This is a genomic window from Caulobacter sp. FWC26, assembly GCF_002742645.2.
Lineage (GTDB): Bacteria > Pseudomonadota > Alphaproteobacteria > Caulobacterales > Caulobacteraceae > Caulobacter.
Window position 1 is genome coordinate 946,410 of the sequence record NZ_CP033875.1, and the last position, 15,164, is coordinate 961,573.

General features: G+C 65.9%; 15 protein-coding genes. 9 read left to right on the forward strand and 6 right to left on the reverse strand.

From position 1 onward, the window contains the following. Positions 1-68: 68 nt before the first annotated feature. Positions 69-1,046: a threonine/serine dehydratase gene (locus tag CSW63_RS05995; protein WP_062094285.1), complete on the reverse strand. Its 978-nt coding sequence runs from the start codon at positions 1,044-1,046 to the stop codon at positions 69-71. Between the two features lie 97 nt (positions 1,047-1,143). On the opposite strand from CSW63_RS05995, the gene CSW63_RS06000 reads away from it, so the two are divergent. The 5 genes from CSW63_RS06000 (at position 1,144) to CSW63_RS06020 (ending at position 7,150) form a co-directional block, all read left to right on the forward strand. Continuing rightward, positions 1,144-1,767, forward strand: coding sequence for an acyloxyacyl hydrolase (locus CSW63_RS06000; protein ID WP_062094286.1), 624 nt, complete (start codon positions 1,144-1,146; stop codon positions 1,765-1,767). A 122-nt stretch (positions 1,768-1,889) separates the two neighbouring features. After that, positions 1,890-3,176 carry an adenylosuccinate synthase gene (locus CSW63_RS06005; RefSeq protein ID WP_062094287.1) on the forward strand — a complete coding sequence of 429 codons (1,287 nt, stop codon included), beginning with the start codon at positions 1,890-1,892 and terminating at the stop codon, positions 3,174-3,176. Positions 3,177-3,271: 95 nt separating this feature from the next. Next, the gene (locus CSW63_RS06010; protein ID WP_062094288.1) at positions 3,272-5,002 is read left to right on the forward strand and encodes an ATP-binding protein; all 1,731 of its coding nucleotides are present in this window, start codon (positions 3,272-3,274) and stop codon (positions 5,000-5,002) included. 97 nt (positions 5,003-5,099) lie between these two features. Next, complete coding sequence (locus tag CSW63_RS06015) at positions 5,100-6,245, forward strand: hypothetical protein (RefSeq protein ID WP_082749372.1); 1,146 nt, start codon at positions 5,100-5,102, stop codon at positions 6,243-6,245. A gap of 92 nt (positions 6,246-6,337) precedes the next feature. Then, entirely contained in the window at positions 6,338-7,150 is an 813-nt protein-coding gene (locus CSW63_RS06020) for a response regulator (protein WP_062094289.1), read from the forward strand. A 5-nt stretch (positions 7,151-7,155) separates the two neighbouring features. On the opposite strand, the gene CSW63_RS06025 is transcribed toward CSW63_RS06020, so the two are convergent. The 3 genes from CSW63_RS06025 to CSW63_RS06035 all read right to left on the reverse strand — a co-directional run bounded on the left by CSW63_RS06025 (position 7,156) and on the right by CSW63_RS06035 (position 9,042). After that, positions 7,156-7,872: an alpha/beta fold hydrolase gene (locus tag CSW63_RS06025; RefSeq protein WP_062094290.1), complete on the reverse strand. Its 717-nt coding sequence runs from the start codon at positions 7,870-7,872 to the stop codon at positions 7,156-7,158. 172 nt (positions 7,873-8,044) lie between these two features. Further along, the gene (rpoH, locus tag CSW63_RS06030; RefSeq protein WP_082749373.1) at positions 8,045-8,941 is read right to left on the reverse strand and encodes an RNA polymerase sigma factor RpoH; all 897 of its coding nucleotides are present in this window, start codon (positions 8,939-8,941) and stop codon (positions 8,045-8,047) included. Continuing rightward, positions 8,938-9,042, reverse strand: a complete 105-nt coding sequence (locus CSW63_RS06035) for a hypothetical protein (RefSeq protein ID WP_127847009.1) — start codon at positions 9,040-9,042, stop codon at positions 8,938-8,940. Before CSW63_RS06035 ends, rpoH begins: the two co-directional genes overlap by 4 nt. Before the next feature lie 97 nt (positions 9,043-9,139). On the opposite strand from CSW63_RS06035, the gene CSW63_RS06040 reads away from it, so the two are divergent. The 4 genes from CSW63_RS06040 to CSW63_RS06055 all read left to right on the forward strand — a co-directional run bounded on the left by CSW63_RS06040 (position 9,140) and on the right by CSW63_RS06055 (position 12,706). Continuing rightward, on the forward strand, positions 9,140-9,499 hold the full coding sequence (locus tag CSW63_RS06040) for a phage holin family protein (RefSeq protein ID WP_062094292.1): 360 nt from the start codon (positions 9,140-9,142) through the stop codon (positions 9,497-9,499). A gap of 13 nt (positions 9,500-9,512) precedes the next feature. Beyond that, positions 9,513-10,091, forward strand: a complete 579-nt coding sequence (locus tag CSW63_RS06045) for a VOC family protein (protein ID WP_168193608.1) — start codon at positions 9,513-9,515, stop codon at positions 10,089-10,091. Further along, complete coding sequence (locus CSW63_RS06050; protein ID WP_062094293.1) at positions 10,091-10,726, forward strand: carboxymuconolactone decarboxylase family protein; 636 nt, start codon at positions 10,091-10,093, stop codon at positions 10,724-10,726. Before CSW63_RS06045 ends, CSW63_RS06050 begins: the two co-directional genes overlap by 1 nt. Positions 10,727-10,882: 156 nt before the next feature. Next, positions 10,883-12,706 carry a bifunctional diguanylate cyclase/phosphodiesterase gene (locus CSW63_RS06055; RefSeq protein WP_062094294.1) on the forward strand — a complete coding sequence of 608 codons (1,824 nt, stop codon included), beginning with the start codon at positions 10,883-10,885 and terminating at the stop codon, positions 12,704-12,706. Between the two features lie 44 nt (positions 12,707-12,750). Here CSW63_RS06055 and CSW63_RS06060 read toward each other — a convergent pair whose 3' ends face one another. Then, on the reverse strand, positions 12,751-13,770 hold the full coding sequence (locus tag CSW63_RS06060) for a beta-eliminating lyase-related protein (protein ID WP_062094295.1): 1,020 nt from the start codon (positions 13,768-13,770) through the stop codon (positions 12,751-12,753). 72 nt (positions 13,771-13,842) lie between these two features. Next, positions 13,843-14,991 (reverse strand): epoxide hydrolase family protein, encoded by a 1,149-nt coding sequence (locus tag CSW63_RS06065; RefSeq protein ID WP_062094296.1) that lies wholly within the window; start codon positions 14,989-14,991, stop codon positions 13,843-13,845. Positions 14,992-15,164 lie beyond the last annotated feature (173 nt).

The following is a 15,164-nucleotide window of genomic DNA, read 5'->3' on the forward strand; positions in this document are numbered from 1 at the left end:
GGCAGTGTGGCGGCCCCTGGGTCCCGGCTCTCCGCTATGCTGCGGCCGGGATGACACGGCTTTATGAGCTAGATTTGACCGCTCAAGACCTGCGCGAACAACCCCGGATCGACATTGCCGCCCGACAGGACGATCGCGACCGTCTTGCCCGCCACATCGACCTTGCCGGTGAGCGCCGCCGTCAGGGCCACGCAGCCGCCGGGCTCGACCACCAGTTTCAGGGTCGAGAAGGCGTAGCGCATCGCCTCGGCCACTTCGGCGTCCGTCACCGCGACCACGCCGGACAGGGTCTTCTGGTTGATCGGCCAGGTGAGGTCGCCCGGAATCGGCGTCAGCAGGGCGTCGCAGATCGAGCGGGCGTCCTTGTCGATCGTTTCCCGCTGGCCGCTTTCGAGCGAGCGGCGCGTCTCGTCGAAGCCGGCGGGCTCGACGCCCCAGACTTCAGTAGCGGGCGAGAGGGCCTTCACCGCCGTCGAGGTTCCCGCGATCAGCCCGCCGCCGCCGACGCAGCAGATCAGGCTGTCCAGGCTCGCGCCCCGTGCGGCGGCCTGGGCGACGATCTCCAGGCCCACCGTCCCTTGGCCGGCGATAATGTGCGGATCATCATACGAGGGCACGACCACGCAGCCGCGCTCAGCTGCGATCTGATCGGCGATGGTGATACGGTCCTCGGTGAAGCGGTCATAGAAGCGAATTTCAGCGCCGAAGCCTCGCGTGCCCTCGACCTTCACCGACGGCGAGTCGGAGGGCATCACGATCAGGGCTGGGCAGCCGATCAGCTTGGCGGCCAGCGCCACGCCCTGGGCATGATTGCCGGACGAGAAGGCCACGACGCCACGCGACCTCTCCGCGTCGGTCAGTTGGCTAAGGCGGTTGTAGGCCCCGCGGAACTTGAAGGCGCCTGCACGCTGCAGCGTTTCGGGCTTCAGGAAGATCCGCCCGCCCAGACGTTCGTTCAGAGCAGGGCTCTCGATCAGCGGCGTCTCGACGGCAAGGCCCTTCAGGCGTCCGGCGGCGGCTTGGATATCGGCGAGGGAGATGGTCATGACGCGACGCTAGCGTGTGGAGCGGAGTATCGAAACCCTTCCCGACCTCTGCCGTTAGCGCCATATAAAGACGGGCCATAATGTTCAGGACGACTCGATGAAGACCGCCGCCTCCGCCGCCGTGGCTTGCTTGACGCTTGCGGGCGCCGCGCTTGGATGCGCCGCGCCCGCCTTCGCCGGGGAAGCGTTCGTCGGCGTCTACAAGCATGACGTGACCTTCATCGGCAAAGCCGTCGGTCTGGGCGCCGCCGGCCGCGAGGGCGGGGCCGACATCCATCTGGGCTATCGCACCAACCGGATCGAGAGCCTGGACTGGCTGGGTAAGCCCCAGGTGCACGCCATGGTGTCGATCAACACCAACAACACCTCCAACTTCGCGGCGGTGGGCTTCAACTGGAAGGTCGAACTGGGCCAGCCAGGCGGCTTCTATCTGCGCCCCGGCATGGGCCTGGCCTACACGGACGGCAAGGCCGGCCTGCCGCCCGCCAACGCGCCGAACCTGACGCCGGAGGAGCGTGCGCGCCGCACCTGGCTTTACTACAACCGCATCGACTTCGGCTCGAAGGTGTTGTTCGAGCCCGAGCTGGCGCTGGGCTATCAGGTCAATGACAAGGTGTCGGTCGAACTGTCGTACACCCACCTGTCGAACGGCCAGATCTTCCACCAGGGCAAGAACCAGGGGCTTGACGACGCCGGGGTCCGGCTGGTTTACGCCTTCTGACTTCGCGAGAGGCCGTTTGACGAGCCTCCCGGCGCCGCCCACAACTGATCGAACGCTCGGGGTCGAGTCCTGTCGAAGGACCTCGCGGCGTCACCCGGCAGGCGACAAGGCGTATCTCAATCATGGCTAACGTGACCGTTGTCGGCGCCCAATGGGGCGACGAGGGCAAGGGCAAGATCGTCGACTGGCTCAGCAACCGCGCTGACGTCGTGGTGCGCTTCCAGGGCGGCCACAACGCCGGCCACACGCTGGTGGTCGACGGTAAGGTCTACAAGCTGGCCCTGCTGCCCTCGGGCGTGGTTCAGGGCAAGACCTCGGTGATCGGCAACGGCGTGGTCGTCGATCCCTGGCACCTGCTGAGCGAGATCGACAAGATCGCCGACCAGGGCGTGGCGATCACGCCGGACCTGCTGATCCTGGCCGACAACGCCTGCCTGATCCTGCCGCTGCACCGCGATCTCGACCAGGCCCGCGAGGCCGCCTCGACCCAGAAGATCGGCACCACTGGCCGCGGCATCGGTCCGGCCTACGAGGACAAGGTTGGCCGCCGCGCCATCCGTGTCGCCGATCTGGCGGACCCCGAAGCCCTCAAGCCGAAGATCGACCGCCTGCTGGCCCACCACGGCGCCCTGCGTCGCGGTCTCGGCCTGCCCGAGGCGTCGGCCCAGGAACTGTTCGACGCGCTGATGGAACTGGCACCGCGCATCCTGGCCTACGCCCAGCCGGCCTGGCGCGTGCTGGACCAGGCCTACAAGGCCGGCCGCCGAATCCTGTTCGAAGGCGCGCAAGGCTCGCTCCTGGACGTCGACCACGGCACCTATCCGTTCGTCACCTCGTCCAACACGGCGGCGGGCCAGGCTTCCGCCGGTTCGGGCATGGGCCCGTCGGCGACCGGCTATGTGCTGGGCATCGTCAAGGCCTACACCACCCGCGTGGGTGAGGGGCCGTTCCCGGCCGAGCTATTCGACGACGTTGGCAAGCACCTGTCGACCGTCGGTCGCGAGGTCGGGGTCAACACCGGCCGTGCGCGTCGTTGCGGCTGGTTCGACTCGGTGTTGGTGCGGCAATCGGTGGCCATCAACGGCATCCACGGCGTGGCTCTGACCAAGCTCGACGTGCTGGACGGCCTGAAGACCCTGAAGATCTGCGTCGGCTACAAGATCGGCGACAAGGTGCTGGATTACCTGCCGGCCGGCCTTCGCGATCAAGCCGCCGCCACGCCGGTCTATGAGGAGATCGAGGGCTGGACGGAAAGCACCGCCGGCGCCCGCTCTTTCAAGGACCTGAACGCCAACGCCATCAAATATGTGCGTCGCGTCGAGGAACTGATCGGCGCGCCTGTGGCCTTGCTGTCGACGAGTCCCGAGCGCGACGACACGATCCTGATGCGTGACCCGTTTCAGGGATAAACTGGTTTAGGCCGGGCCATCCCGGTCGCGCTTAAATGCTTATTGAACATTGTGGGCGTTAACTCTCGCGACTTTTGGTTCGCGGGAGTGAGCGCTTGGCTCTCCGGGATATTCTCGATGACGGTCAAGCGGGCTCAATGCTTGGGGTCACTCGACGTAGCCGTGTAGCGCGGTTGACAGCAACCGCCATGGTCGCCGCTCTGCTCGGCTTTTATATTGGCCGTTCGGCGCTGATCGTGTGGGTGATTGCTAACGCCGTTTGCGAATTTTCGCTGCTCTACCTTGAGCGAGCGTATCGGCCTGACTGGGGGCAGGGCATCGTCCGGTTCATGCGGATCGCGCCGCCCTCGGCCTTCGCGATGGTCTGGTCGTTCATGGCCGCCTATTGCGTCATCAACGGTCCGATGGCGATGCGATACGCGGCGATGCTGATTTTGTTCGGCATGGTCGTGGAGGGTGTCCGCTACGCCATGAACAGCTTGGCGGCGATGCTGGCGCTGACTGTCTGGCCGTTCCTGATGCTGGCGGCGCTGCCGCTGTTGGCCAAGCACTTCGTTCTTGTGGACCGGCTCGCGGCCTTCATGATCCTGCTGGGCCTGGTCGGCTATGTCGCCGACGCCGTGCGCACCATGCGGGCCTCAGCTAAGGCGCGCGAGGAGGCCGAGGCCAAGGCCCTTGAGGCCAGCCGCGCCAAATCCGCCTTCCTGGCGATGATGAGCCACGAGCTGCGCACGCCGATGAACGGCGTGCTGGGTCTGGTCCACGCGCTACGGGGCACGAGGCTGGACAAGCGGCAGGCCGAGTATCTGGAAATGATCGAAGAGTCGGGCCACGGCTTGATGACGATCCTCAACGACATCCTGGATCTCTCCAAGATCGAGGCCGGCAAGCTGACCTTGGAGACGGCGCCCTTCGACGTCCGCAAGCTGACGCTGCAGACCCGGGCGATCTGGAGCGAGAGCGCTCGGCTCAAGGGGCTGGACCTGATCCTGGAGATTGATCCAGGCGCTCCTGTTTGGGTTTTGGGGGACGCCGCGCGCGTGCGTCAGATCCTGATGAATCTGGTTTCGAACGCCCTCAAGTTCACCGAGACCGGGCGCGTGGTCATGCGCCTGGAGGCCGCAGACGCCGGAGGCGTCGTGCTCGTGGTGAGCGATACCGGTGTGGGCATCGCCGCGGACCAGATCACCCGCCTGTTCACGCCATTCGGTCAGGTCGACCCTTCGATCGCCCGGCGCTATGGCGGCACCGGTCTGGGTCTGTCGATCTGCCGTCAACTGGCGGCTCTGATGGACGGCGAGGTGCTGGTTTCCAGCGAGGCAGGCGTTGGGTCGACCTTCACCGTTCGACTGCCGCTCGCGGCGACCCCGGCGCCGACGACGGCTTCTGCCCGGGCTGAGACGCCCTCCCTGGAAGGCGCGCGCGTGCTGGTTGTCGACGATAACGTGGTCAATCAAAAGGTCGCGTGCGCGATCCTCGAGGCCGTGGGCGCGGTGGTTGCGGTCGCGGAGGATGGCCATTCGGCCCTCGCCCGCCTGCGGATCGAGGACTTCGAGGTCGTTCTGATGGATGTCCATATGCCGGGCATGGATGGGGTTGAGGCAGTACGCCGCATCCGCGCCGGCGAGGCCGGGCGCACCGATATCCCCGTCGTGGCTCTAACCGCCGACGCCATGGCCGGCGACGCCGAGCGTCTGATGGCGCAGGGGTTTGACGACGCTCATCCAAAGCCGATCCAGCCGGCGGGACTGCTGGCGACGGTGGCCGCCCAGCGCAGGAGCGCTTCGCCCATGACGACGGACCGACGGCAGCCGGCTTTGCATTAGGCGAGCTTCCGGTTGCAACGGCCAAGTTGGCGTCGCTCTGGTTAGCGTTTGTTAGCCAACGCCGTTCTATGAAAGCTTGTCTTTCTGGGGGATCTTTTTGTCCGCTCTCGCGCGTATTCGCCGGCCCAAGCTCAACAAGGCCGATCGCATGATGCGAAGTCTACGCGCTTTGGAGCGTACGGCCTCGACCAGTCGCGTCCTCAATCTTCTCGCCGTGGAGGCCGATAGCGCGCATCGCCCCGAGTACGGCGAGGCGCCGCTCTTTCGCAACCGCTTGCTGAATACCGCGATCGTGCTCAAGCACCGTCTGCGGCACGACGACATCTATCTGTTCGACGACGCGCGCCCGACCGCGACCAAGATCATCATTCCGTTCGACCGCAAGGACCTTGGTCTTGGCGGGCAGTCGCTCTTTGTCGGCCAGCGCGGCTGGGTCGATCTGGTGGTCGAGGCCTGCAACGCTTCGGGCGACATGAGCCGGGACCTGACGACCCTGCGCTTAATCGACATGTTGCCCTCGCTGGACCCGTTCCTGTTGCGCGAGCACCTACGCCGCCACGGCGTCTTCGTGGCCAACTGCTATTTCTCACTGTCTGCGGCCGACTACGAGAACATGCAGGGCTTCGTGACCCAGGAGATCGCCCGTCTGATTGAGCTGGCTTATCGCGGCTCAGGGGGCGTAGGGCGCGCTCACGCCGCGCGGCTGGTTGAAGCGCTCCTCTCGTCCGACGTCGATGAGCGCCTGGAGCCGCTGCGCGCCACCCTGGTCATGGAGGGCGAGAGCTTCAAGGAGGGCGTCTTCAGCTGGAAGGGTTTCCTCTACTACAAGTGGATGCTCACCAAACTCTGGTCTGATCTCGCCTCGGTGGGACAGGAGATCAGCCGCCTTGTGGTGACCGGAAACAAGGACGCCGAGGCCGCTAAATTTATCGACGATAGCCGGCGTCGCCTGCAGGGCGGAATTCTCGTCGAGCGCGCCGCGGTCATGCGCACGCTAAAGGTCTATGACAACGCATTTGAGGACCTGATCGAGAACGGCCGCCCGATCGCGTTCCGCGACTTTTTGTTGCGGGCGCCCGAGATGTTTCTGTCGTTGGGCGAGCGGGTGGGGGTGATTTCCCATATCTCCAGCTATTGGCGCTACCGCTTCCCTCTGGGTGAGCCGCTGACGGTCGACATCGAAGAAGGCATCGACATCCTGATGGACTTCGAAGCCGGCCTGGCGGTGCCTCTCTCAGACTAGATCGACCGATGGGTCACCCACCATTGGCCAGGCTGGCCGATAAGTGGATTTTTACACTCTGACGCTAAGGCTGAACGGCAGTCTCGGGAGTCGTGTTCGTGTTCGACGGTAACGTCCGCACAATTCAGCGTGTCGCCGCCAAGGTGCAGCGGGTCATGGTCGTGGACCCCAATCCCGCGACCGCACGCCTGTTGTCGGAACAACTGCGCCCCTTGGGCGGCGTGCAGATTTTCTCGGCCCCGACCGCCGAGAAGGGCTACGCCATGGCCCGCGCGGTCGACCCCCAACTGATCTTCGTCGAACACGGCGCGTCTTCGGGCGTCGATGGATTGGCTTTCACGCGCAAGCTGCGTCGCAGTGATCTGGCTTCCCGCGAAGCCCCCGTGATCATGTGCACCTCCGAGGCGACCGCCGAGGTGATCTTGGGCGCGCGCGATGCAGGCGTACACGAGTTCATGCGCAAGCCTTTCAATTTGAAAGACCTTGAGCGTCGTCTGGAAGCCGTCACCCTGAAGCCCCGCGATTGGGTCGAGGCCGTGGCCTACGTCGGTCCCGACCGTCGCCGTTTCAACTCGGCCGACTACAAGGGCCCCCGCAAGCGCAAGGCTGATGGGGCGGGCACGCCGGCGGCGCGCCTGTCCCAGGCCTTGCGTATCGTCAAGTCGGCCGCCCAGGCGTTGGACTCCGATCCGGCTCAAGCCCGACGCGCCCTGGTCGCCCAGGCGGTGGAACTGCGGCGTGTCGGCGAGGTGGTCAAGGAGCCCCGCCTGATCCAGGCCGCCGACGCCTTGATGAGTTGCATGCAGTCCGACGTCGCCGGTCCCGTCGCGCGTCAGGAACTGGTCAAGCGCATCGACGCCCTGATGGGCTTCATGGCTCCGGAAGACAAGGTCCGCGCAGCCTGACGCCGTCAGCGATGTCCGGCGGGACGTTGCAGCCAGTGGCGTAGCGCGCCATTGACCGCACCCGGGGCTTCCATCGGCGTCATGTGTCCCGTCTGCGGGATCACCACCAGGTGAGAGCATCCGATCGCCGTCGCCATTTCCCGATGGCCTTCAGCGGGCGTGATCTGGTCGTTCTCGCCGACAATCACCACCATTGGAACGCGCAGAGCGCGTAACGCGGCTTCCCCATCTTCGCGCTCCAGGCTGTTCTGGCGCAGGAACACCTCGCGACCGAGGCGCTGGGTCATGTCGACGATGCGGGTGGTGAGTTCGACATCGTCGAGGCGCGAGGAGTCGATATAGCTCTTGATGATCGTCTGACCGATGCCGAGGAACGTTCCGCCCTTGGCCGCGGCCTTGTTCAGCGCCTGACGCTGGGCGGCGCGCTGCGGTGTGTCGACATGGATCGAGGTGTCCAGAAGCGCCAGGCGCTCGATGCGGTCCGGCGCGATCCGGGCGATGTCCTGGGCGACGTAGCCGCCCATAGAGAAGCCGGCCAAGGCGAAGGTCGGCTCCGCACTCGCCAGCACATGCTCGGTCATCTCGCGGATCGTGGCGTAGGGCGTCAGGTCAGGAACCCATATCCGCGCGACGTCTGAGAGGCCGCTGATCTGGTCGCGCCACAGCTCGGCGTCGTTGAGGAGTCCGGGGAGCAGGATCAGCTGAGGCGGGCGCGCAGTCATGCGGGGCCTTATAGCCTTCGTGCTCAACGGTGAAACGGGGGAGGGGAACCCGGGAAGCGGTGGAGGGGCGCAAAACGTCCAAAGAAAAGAGGAGCGCCGGAAAGCGCCCCCTCTGTCTCGCTGCTCGCGCGGCGATCCGCCTCCCCCGCTAAGCGAGGGAGGACGGCGATGTTTAGGCCTCGACCATGTTCTTGGCGATCGCCGCCTCGCGCATGGTCTTTTGCAGCTTCTCGAACGCGCGGACCTCGATCTGGCGCACGCGCTCGCGGCTGACGCCGTACTGGGCGGCGAGTTCTTCCAGGGTGGTCGGCTCGTCCTTCAGGCGACGTTCGGTCAGGATGTGACGCTCGCGGTCCGTCAGTTCGACCATCGCCTCTTCCAGAAGCGACATCCGCAACGACTTTTCCTCGTCCTCGGCGACGCGGGTCTCCTGGGAGACCTGCTCCTCGTCGGCCAGCCAGTCCTGCCACTCGCTCTCGCCGTCGGCGCGCAGCGGCGCGTTCAGCGAGGCGTCGGGGCCCGACAGGCGACGGTTCATCGAGATGACTTCGCTGTCCAGCACGCCCAGCTTCGTGGCGATGGCGCTGACCTGGTCAGGGTGCAGGTCGCCTTCCTGGAAGGCGGCGATCTGGCTCTTGGCCTTGCGCAGGTTGAAGAACAGCTTCTTCTGCGCGGCGGTCGTGCCCATCTTCACCAGCGACCAAGAGCGCAGGATGTATTCCTGGATCGAGGCGCGGATCCACCACATGGCGTAGGTCGCCAGGCGGAAGCCCTTTTCAGGCTCGAACTTCTTGACGGCCTGCATCAGGCCGACATTGCCTTCGGAGATCACCTCGCCGATCGGCAGGCCGTAGCCGCGATAGCCCATGGCGATCTTGGCCACGAGGCGCAGGTGGCTGGTGACCATCTTGTGGGCCGCTTGCGGGTCCTGATGCTCTTTCCAGCGCTGAGCCAGCATGAACTCCTCGTCCTTGCTGAGCATCGGGAACTTGCGGATCTCGGTGAGGTAACGCGACAAGCCGCCGTCCGGCGACATCACCGATAGAGAATTCACGGCCATCGTACTCATATCCCCTTGCGTGCGGATCCGCTCGCCAATCGCGCGCGATCATCCCCCACACGGAGGACTAGATAGTTCGCTGAGCGGCGGTTTGAAGAGCGGTAACGTATTTGTAATGTCCGAGTTCCGGAGTTGGGTATTCGCGCGCGACTTGATCCTGGCCGCGCATGGGCCAATCTGCGGCTCGAACCGAGGAGTCTCCGCCGTATGCTACGTCTCATCTTTCGCATCCTGATCGCCGCCTTCGGTCTCTGGCTGGCGACCCAGATCGTGCCCGGCGTTTCGGCGGACGGCTGGAAGACACTGGTCATTGCGGGCTTGCTGCTGGGGATCGTCAACGCGGTGGTGCGTCCGATCGTTACTGTGCTCACCTTCCCCCTGACCCTGGCGACGCTGGGACTTTTCCTGCTGGTGGTGAACGCCGGCATGATCGGGCTGGTGGCCTGGATGCTGGAGGGGCTCAGGGTCCAGGGCCTCTGGGCGGGGATCCTGGCGGCGGTCGTCACCGGCGTGGTCAGTTGGGGCGGCCAGATCCTTCTTGGCGACACCAAGAGCGAGCGGGAATAGGCGCCCCAGCGTCATGCTGTACGGCCGCCGGCTTTCGCGTAACTTCGGTTTCCGGGAGGAAGCCGAGATGAAGATCACCGGCGTCAATCACCTTGCTCTTGTGTGCCGCGACATGGCCGAGACGGTGAGGTTCTATACCGAGATCCTGCAGATGCCGCTGGTCAAGACCGTGGCCCTGCCGGACGGCGGCCAGCACTTTTTCTTCGACTGCGGCGGCGGATCCTGCCTGGCCTTCTTCTGGTGGCCCGATGTCCCGCCAGCAGCGCCCGGCGTGGCGTCCGTCAAGGCGTTTCCAGCCGAAGCCAAGACGGCGGTCGGCTCGATGAACCATGTGGCCTTCAGCGTCGATGAGGCCGATCTGGACGCCTGCCTTGAGCGTCTGCAGGCGGCCGGCGTTCCGGTGTTTCCGATGGTCGTGAACCACGACGACAGCGAGATGGGTGTCGCCCGCAAGCTGCATTCGGGCGTCTTCGTGCGTTCGGTCTACTTCACCGATCCGAACGGGATCATGATGGAGCTGGCCGCCTTCACCCGCGCCTTTGGGCCGGGCGACGTGCGGCACGAACCGGCCCGCGCCACGGCGGACGCCTGATGCCGCGCCTGCGCCAGATCCCCCGCGCCGAGGTCACCGACAAGGGGACCCTGCGGCTCTACGATCTGCTGTTCGGCGACCGCGATCCGGTGGCCCAGCCGGGCACCGAAACCGGCACGCGCGGCGACTGGTGGACAGTCTTCGCCGGCAGTCCCGACATCCTGCGCCACGCTGCGCAAGGCTTCGCTCTCTACCGCGATCCGGCCCGCAAGCTTGACCCTGTGCTCCGCGAGCTGGCGCAGACGCGGGCCGGCTGGGCGCGGGGCAGCCAGTTCGTTTTCTCGCAGCACTGCAAGTCGCTGCGCGGGCTGGGTGTGTCGGAGGAGAAGATCGCCGCCGTTCCGCAATGGCAGGTCTCCGAGGTCTTCGACGCGCACGAACGCGCGGTGCTCGCTTATGCCGACGGTCTGGTCCTGGACGGCGGCCGGGTGGCCGACGGCGTGTTCGCGGCGCTGAAGGCGTTCCTTTGTGACGAAGAAATCCTTGAGCTGACCTACATCACCTGTCTCTACGAGATGCACGCGGTGATGAGCCGGGCCCTGCGCACTGAGTTTGATGATCGCGATGAGCCCGTCGTCGAGGTCGCAGCGCCGGAGGCGTTCAGGTCTAGGGACTTCCTGGATACCGGCCGTTAAGCATAACTGGAAGTATTCGGTTTCACTCCGTAAAAATCGCCGCAAACACTGTGACGAAGCTGTGAAGTTTTCGCGAAATTCGCTAGCCTGATCGCGTCCATTAGGATCGCGTTAGGTGCGCGCTGGCCTCTTGCTCTCGCGAGTGGAGGCGTATCAATGTTCACCCTGCGTGACACTGTTTCTTTCCTGGAGCCGGCGCGAGAGGATCACCTCGGCAAGGCGCTGTATGATCGATTCCGGGAAGAGCCCGACACCCTGATTATTCCGGTCTTGGACCGGGACGACCGTCCGATCGGACTGGTCGAACGCAACGCTTTCTTCCTGCGCATGGCGGCCGAGTACGGGCGTGCGCTGTATGCCAACCGGCCGATCTCCACCCTGATGGACCGCGAGCCGCTGGTCGTAGACGCAAACACCGAACTGGCCGAGTTCACCTCGGACAGTCTGTCCTATCGCGCCTCGGACCTGCTGCGCGGGTTCATCGTCACCGACAACGAGCGCTATCTGGGCGTTGGCACGGTGCTGGCCCTGCTGCAGGCTAGCAACGAAACCAACCGCCGGGGCGTAGCCCAGATCGCGCGGCTGGCGCACTACGACCCGCTGACCGACCTGCCCAACCGCGTTCTCTTCCAGAAGTCGCTGAGCGAAGCTCTGGCGCGGCGTTCACGCAAGGGTGACGCCTTGGCGGTGCATTTCGTGGATCTGGATCGCTTCAAGACCGTCAACGACACCCTGGGTCATCCGCTGGGTGACGCCTTGCTGAAAATCGCCGCCGAGCGTCTGCGCGGCTGCGTGCGCGAAGGCGACACCGTCGCGCGCCTGGGTGGCGACGAGTTCGCCGTCGTTCAGACGGGACTGGACGACGCCAACGGCGCGACGCGCCTGGCGGCCCGGATCGTCGAGGCCATGTCCGCGCCGTTCGATCTGCAAGGTCATCAAGTCGTGATCGGCGCCAGCGTCGGTGTCAGCCTAGCGCCCACAGATGGTGATGAAGCCGACGAACTTTTGAAGAAGGCCGACATGGCGCTATACCGCGCCAAGGCCGACGGGCGCGGCGCCTACCACTTCTTCGAGCGCGCCATGGACGAGCAACTGCAAGCCCGTCGCGCCCTGGAGCTGGATCTGCGTCGCGCGGTGCAGGCGGGTGAGTTCGAACTGGTCTACCAGCCCCTTTATCACCTCGGGGACGAACGGGTGACCGGTTGCGAGGCCCTGCTGCGCTGGCGTCACCCCGAGCGCGGCACAGTCTCGCCCGCCGATTTCATTCCTCTGGCCGAGGAGATCGGCCTGATCGTCCCGCTGGGCGAGTGGGTTCTGCGGCGCGCCTGCGCCGAGGCCGCCAACTGGCCCGACCATGTCCGCCTGGCGGTCAATCTGTCGCCGGCCCAGTTCCGCGATCGTGGGCTTGTCCGCACCGTCATCTCGGCGCTGGCAAGTTCGGGGCTGGCGGCCGAGCGGCTGGAACTGGAGATCACCGAGTCGGTCCTGCTGCAGGACAGCGCCGCCAACATGACCATGCTGCACGACCTCAAGGCGCTGGGCGTGCGGATTTCGATGGACGACTTCGGCACCGGCTACAGCTCGCTGAGCTATCTTCGCAGCTTCCCGTTCGACAAGATCAAGATCGACCAGACCTTCGTGCGCGACATCCTGCATGACAGCGACGCCCTGGCGATCATCAAGGCGGTGCTGGACCTGGGCGCCTCGATGGGCGTCACCACGACGGCCGAGGGCGTCGAGACCCTGGAGCAGTTGAACGCCCTGCGCGGTCAGGGCTGCGCCGAAATCCAGGGCTATTTCATCAGCCGTCCGGCTCCCGCTAGCGAGATCGCCAAGATGCTGGGGATCACCGAGACCTCGGCCACCGAAGCGGCGGCGCCCCTGGTTTCCTTCTCGCAGAGGGAGACGGAGGGGCCCGCGCCCCAGGCGTGGGAGGGTCAGGGGTTGCAGCTTCAAACTGAGCGCCGCCACGCCGGGTGAGGGCGCAACCCCTTACACTGGCCTTTCGCTAGGGGAGGGTGACTTCAGGCTACCCGCCTCAGCGCTTCGCCGAGGTCCTCGACCATCTCGGGCGTCGTGGCCCACGAGCACATGAAGCGGACCGTGCCGTCCAGGAAGCGGTAGACGAACCAACCCTCGCCGCGCAGACGCTCCAGGGTCGGTTCGTCCATCTGGACGAAGATGCCGTTGGCTTCGACAGCGTGTTTGATCGGGAACGGCATCAGGTCCGCCAGCTTGCGCGCCATAGCGTTGGCGTGAGCGGCGCGGGCGGCCCAGGGACCAGTGTCGCCATTCTCCCCCAGCAGGCCCAGCCACGGCGCGGCCAGGAAGCGACCTTTCGAGATCAGTTGACCGGCGTGCTTGAGGCGAGCGTCCAGGCGTCGCGCGTGGTCGGGGTTCAGGAACACCACGGCCTCGGTCGGGGTCGAGCCGGCCTTGGCGCCGCCCATCACCAGGATGTCGACGCCCATCTTGGCGATGCTCTTCAGATCAAAGCCCGCCGCGACCGCATTGGCCAGTCGCGCGCCGTCAAGGTGGACGCCGTAGCCCTTGGCCTTCACCGGCGCGATCAGGCTCTCCAGATGCGCCTGCGAATAGACCGTGCCGTACTCGGTGGCGGTTGTCAGCGACAGGGCCGCCGCAGGCTGGCGGTAGGAGACGTCCGGCTGCGCCAGCGCCGCCTCCAGCGGCGCCAGCTCCATCTTGCCCGAAGCGCCCGGCAGGCCGATCAGGCCGACGCCCTGACCAAAGAACCCCGGCGCGCCGGTCTCGTCGGTGCAGATGTGAGCATGCTCATGGGCCAGGACCGCCTCGTGCGGCGCGGCCAGCAGGGTCAGGGCGAAGGCGTTGGCGGCGGTGCCCGAGGCGGTGAACCGAACCTCGGCGTCAGCGTCCAGCGCCGCGCGGATGCGATCGGCGGCGGCGCGGCTGACGTGGTCGGTCCCATAGCCCGAGGCGGTCCCGGCGTTGGCGGCGATCAACGCCTCCATGACCTCAGGCATGGCGCCGGCGACATTGTCGGACGCGAAATCGTAGCGGGCCATGGGTCCTCGGTGCGCAAACTTCGGCCACCGGATGCCACGGCTAGATGGGGGCGTCCAGAAGCTCGCTTCCCATCAGAGGGAGGGGAGTTCTCGCGCCCACGCCCGCACATCGTCGACGAACAGGCCGGGCTCTTCCATCGCGGCGAAGTGGCCGCCACGCGGCATCTCGCTCCAGCGCGTGATGTTGTAGGCGCGGTCGGCCCACGAGCGGGGCGGGGGCTTGTAGATGCTCTCGCCCGGGAAGTTGGCGAAGGCGGTGGGCGTCCCGCAGCGCTGGCCCTCGGTCAGCACCGGGCCACCTTCTTCCAGCATGGCGCGGTAGTACCAGGCGCCGGTCGTGAAACTGCCGGTCATCACGTAGATCATCAGGTTGGTCAGCAGTTGGTCGCGGGTGAAGACCTGTTCGAACGGCTTGGTCGACAGGTCAGCCCAATCGTGGAAGCGCTCGAGAATCCAGGCTGCCTGACCGACCGGGTTGCCGGCGCCCAGCCACGCCACCGACTGCGGCTTACTGGCCTGCAGGCGGAAATAGGCCCCCCAAAGGTCCATCTGGGCGCCGAAGCCGGTGATCCAGTCGATCTCCTCCTGGGTGCGCGGCGGACCGGCGGGACGCAGGCCGATCATGTTCAGATGGATGGCCTTCACATGCGCGCCGTGGTCGAGGCCCAGCCACGAAGTGACCAGCCCGCCCCAGTCGCCGCCTTGGGCGAGGTAGGTCTCGTAGCCGAGCTCACGGGTCATCAGGGTGTTGAAGAGGCGCGCGGTCGCCCGCTGGCCCAAGGGGCGCTTCGGCTTTCCCGAGAAGCCGAAGCCCGGCAGCGACGGGATCACCAGATCGAAGGCGTCCGCCGGATCGCCGCCGTGGCGTGAGGGGAAGGCTAGCGGCTCGATCGCGTCCCAGAACTCGAAGTGACTGCCCGGCCAGCCGTGGGTGATCAAGAGCGGCCGCTTGCCGTTCGCCTCGCCAACCACGTGAACGAAGTGGATGTCGAGGTCTTCGATGGTGGCGCTGAACTGCGGGAAGCGGTTCAGATTGGCCTGCACCGCGCCGACGTCGAAACCGTCGGTCCAGTAGGCGCAGAGGTCCTTCAGGAAGTCCGCGTCGCAGCCGTAGCCCCAGCCGCCGCCTTCGGGCGCGGGCGGGAAATCGTAGGCGCGGACTTGGCTCAGAACCTTGTCGACGGCCTCGCGGCTCCAGTTGACCTCGAACGGCTTTGGCATGACGACCTCCCTGTTTTGTTGGGTAGGGTCCTTTGACTTCCCCGACGGAGGTCAAACCCAAACCGTGTCATCCCGGCCGAAGCGCAGCGCAGAGCCGGGACCCAGGGGGCGGCCGGCACAGCGCTTCTTCATCTCCTGGGTCCCGGATAGCCTCTGCGAGGCTTCCGGGATGA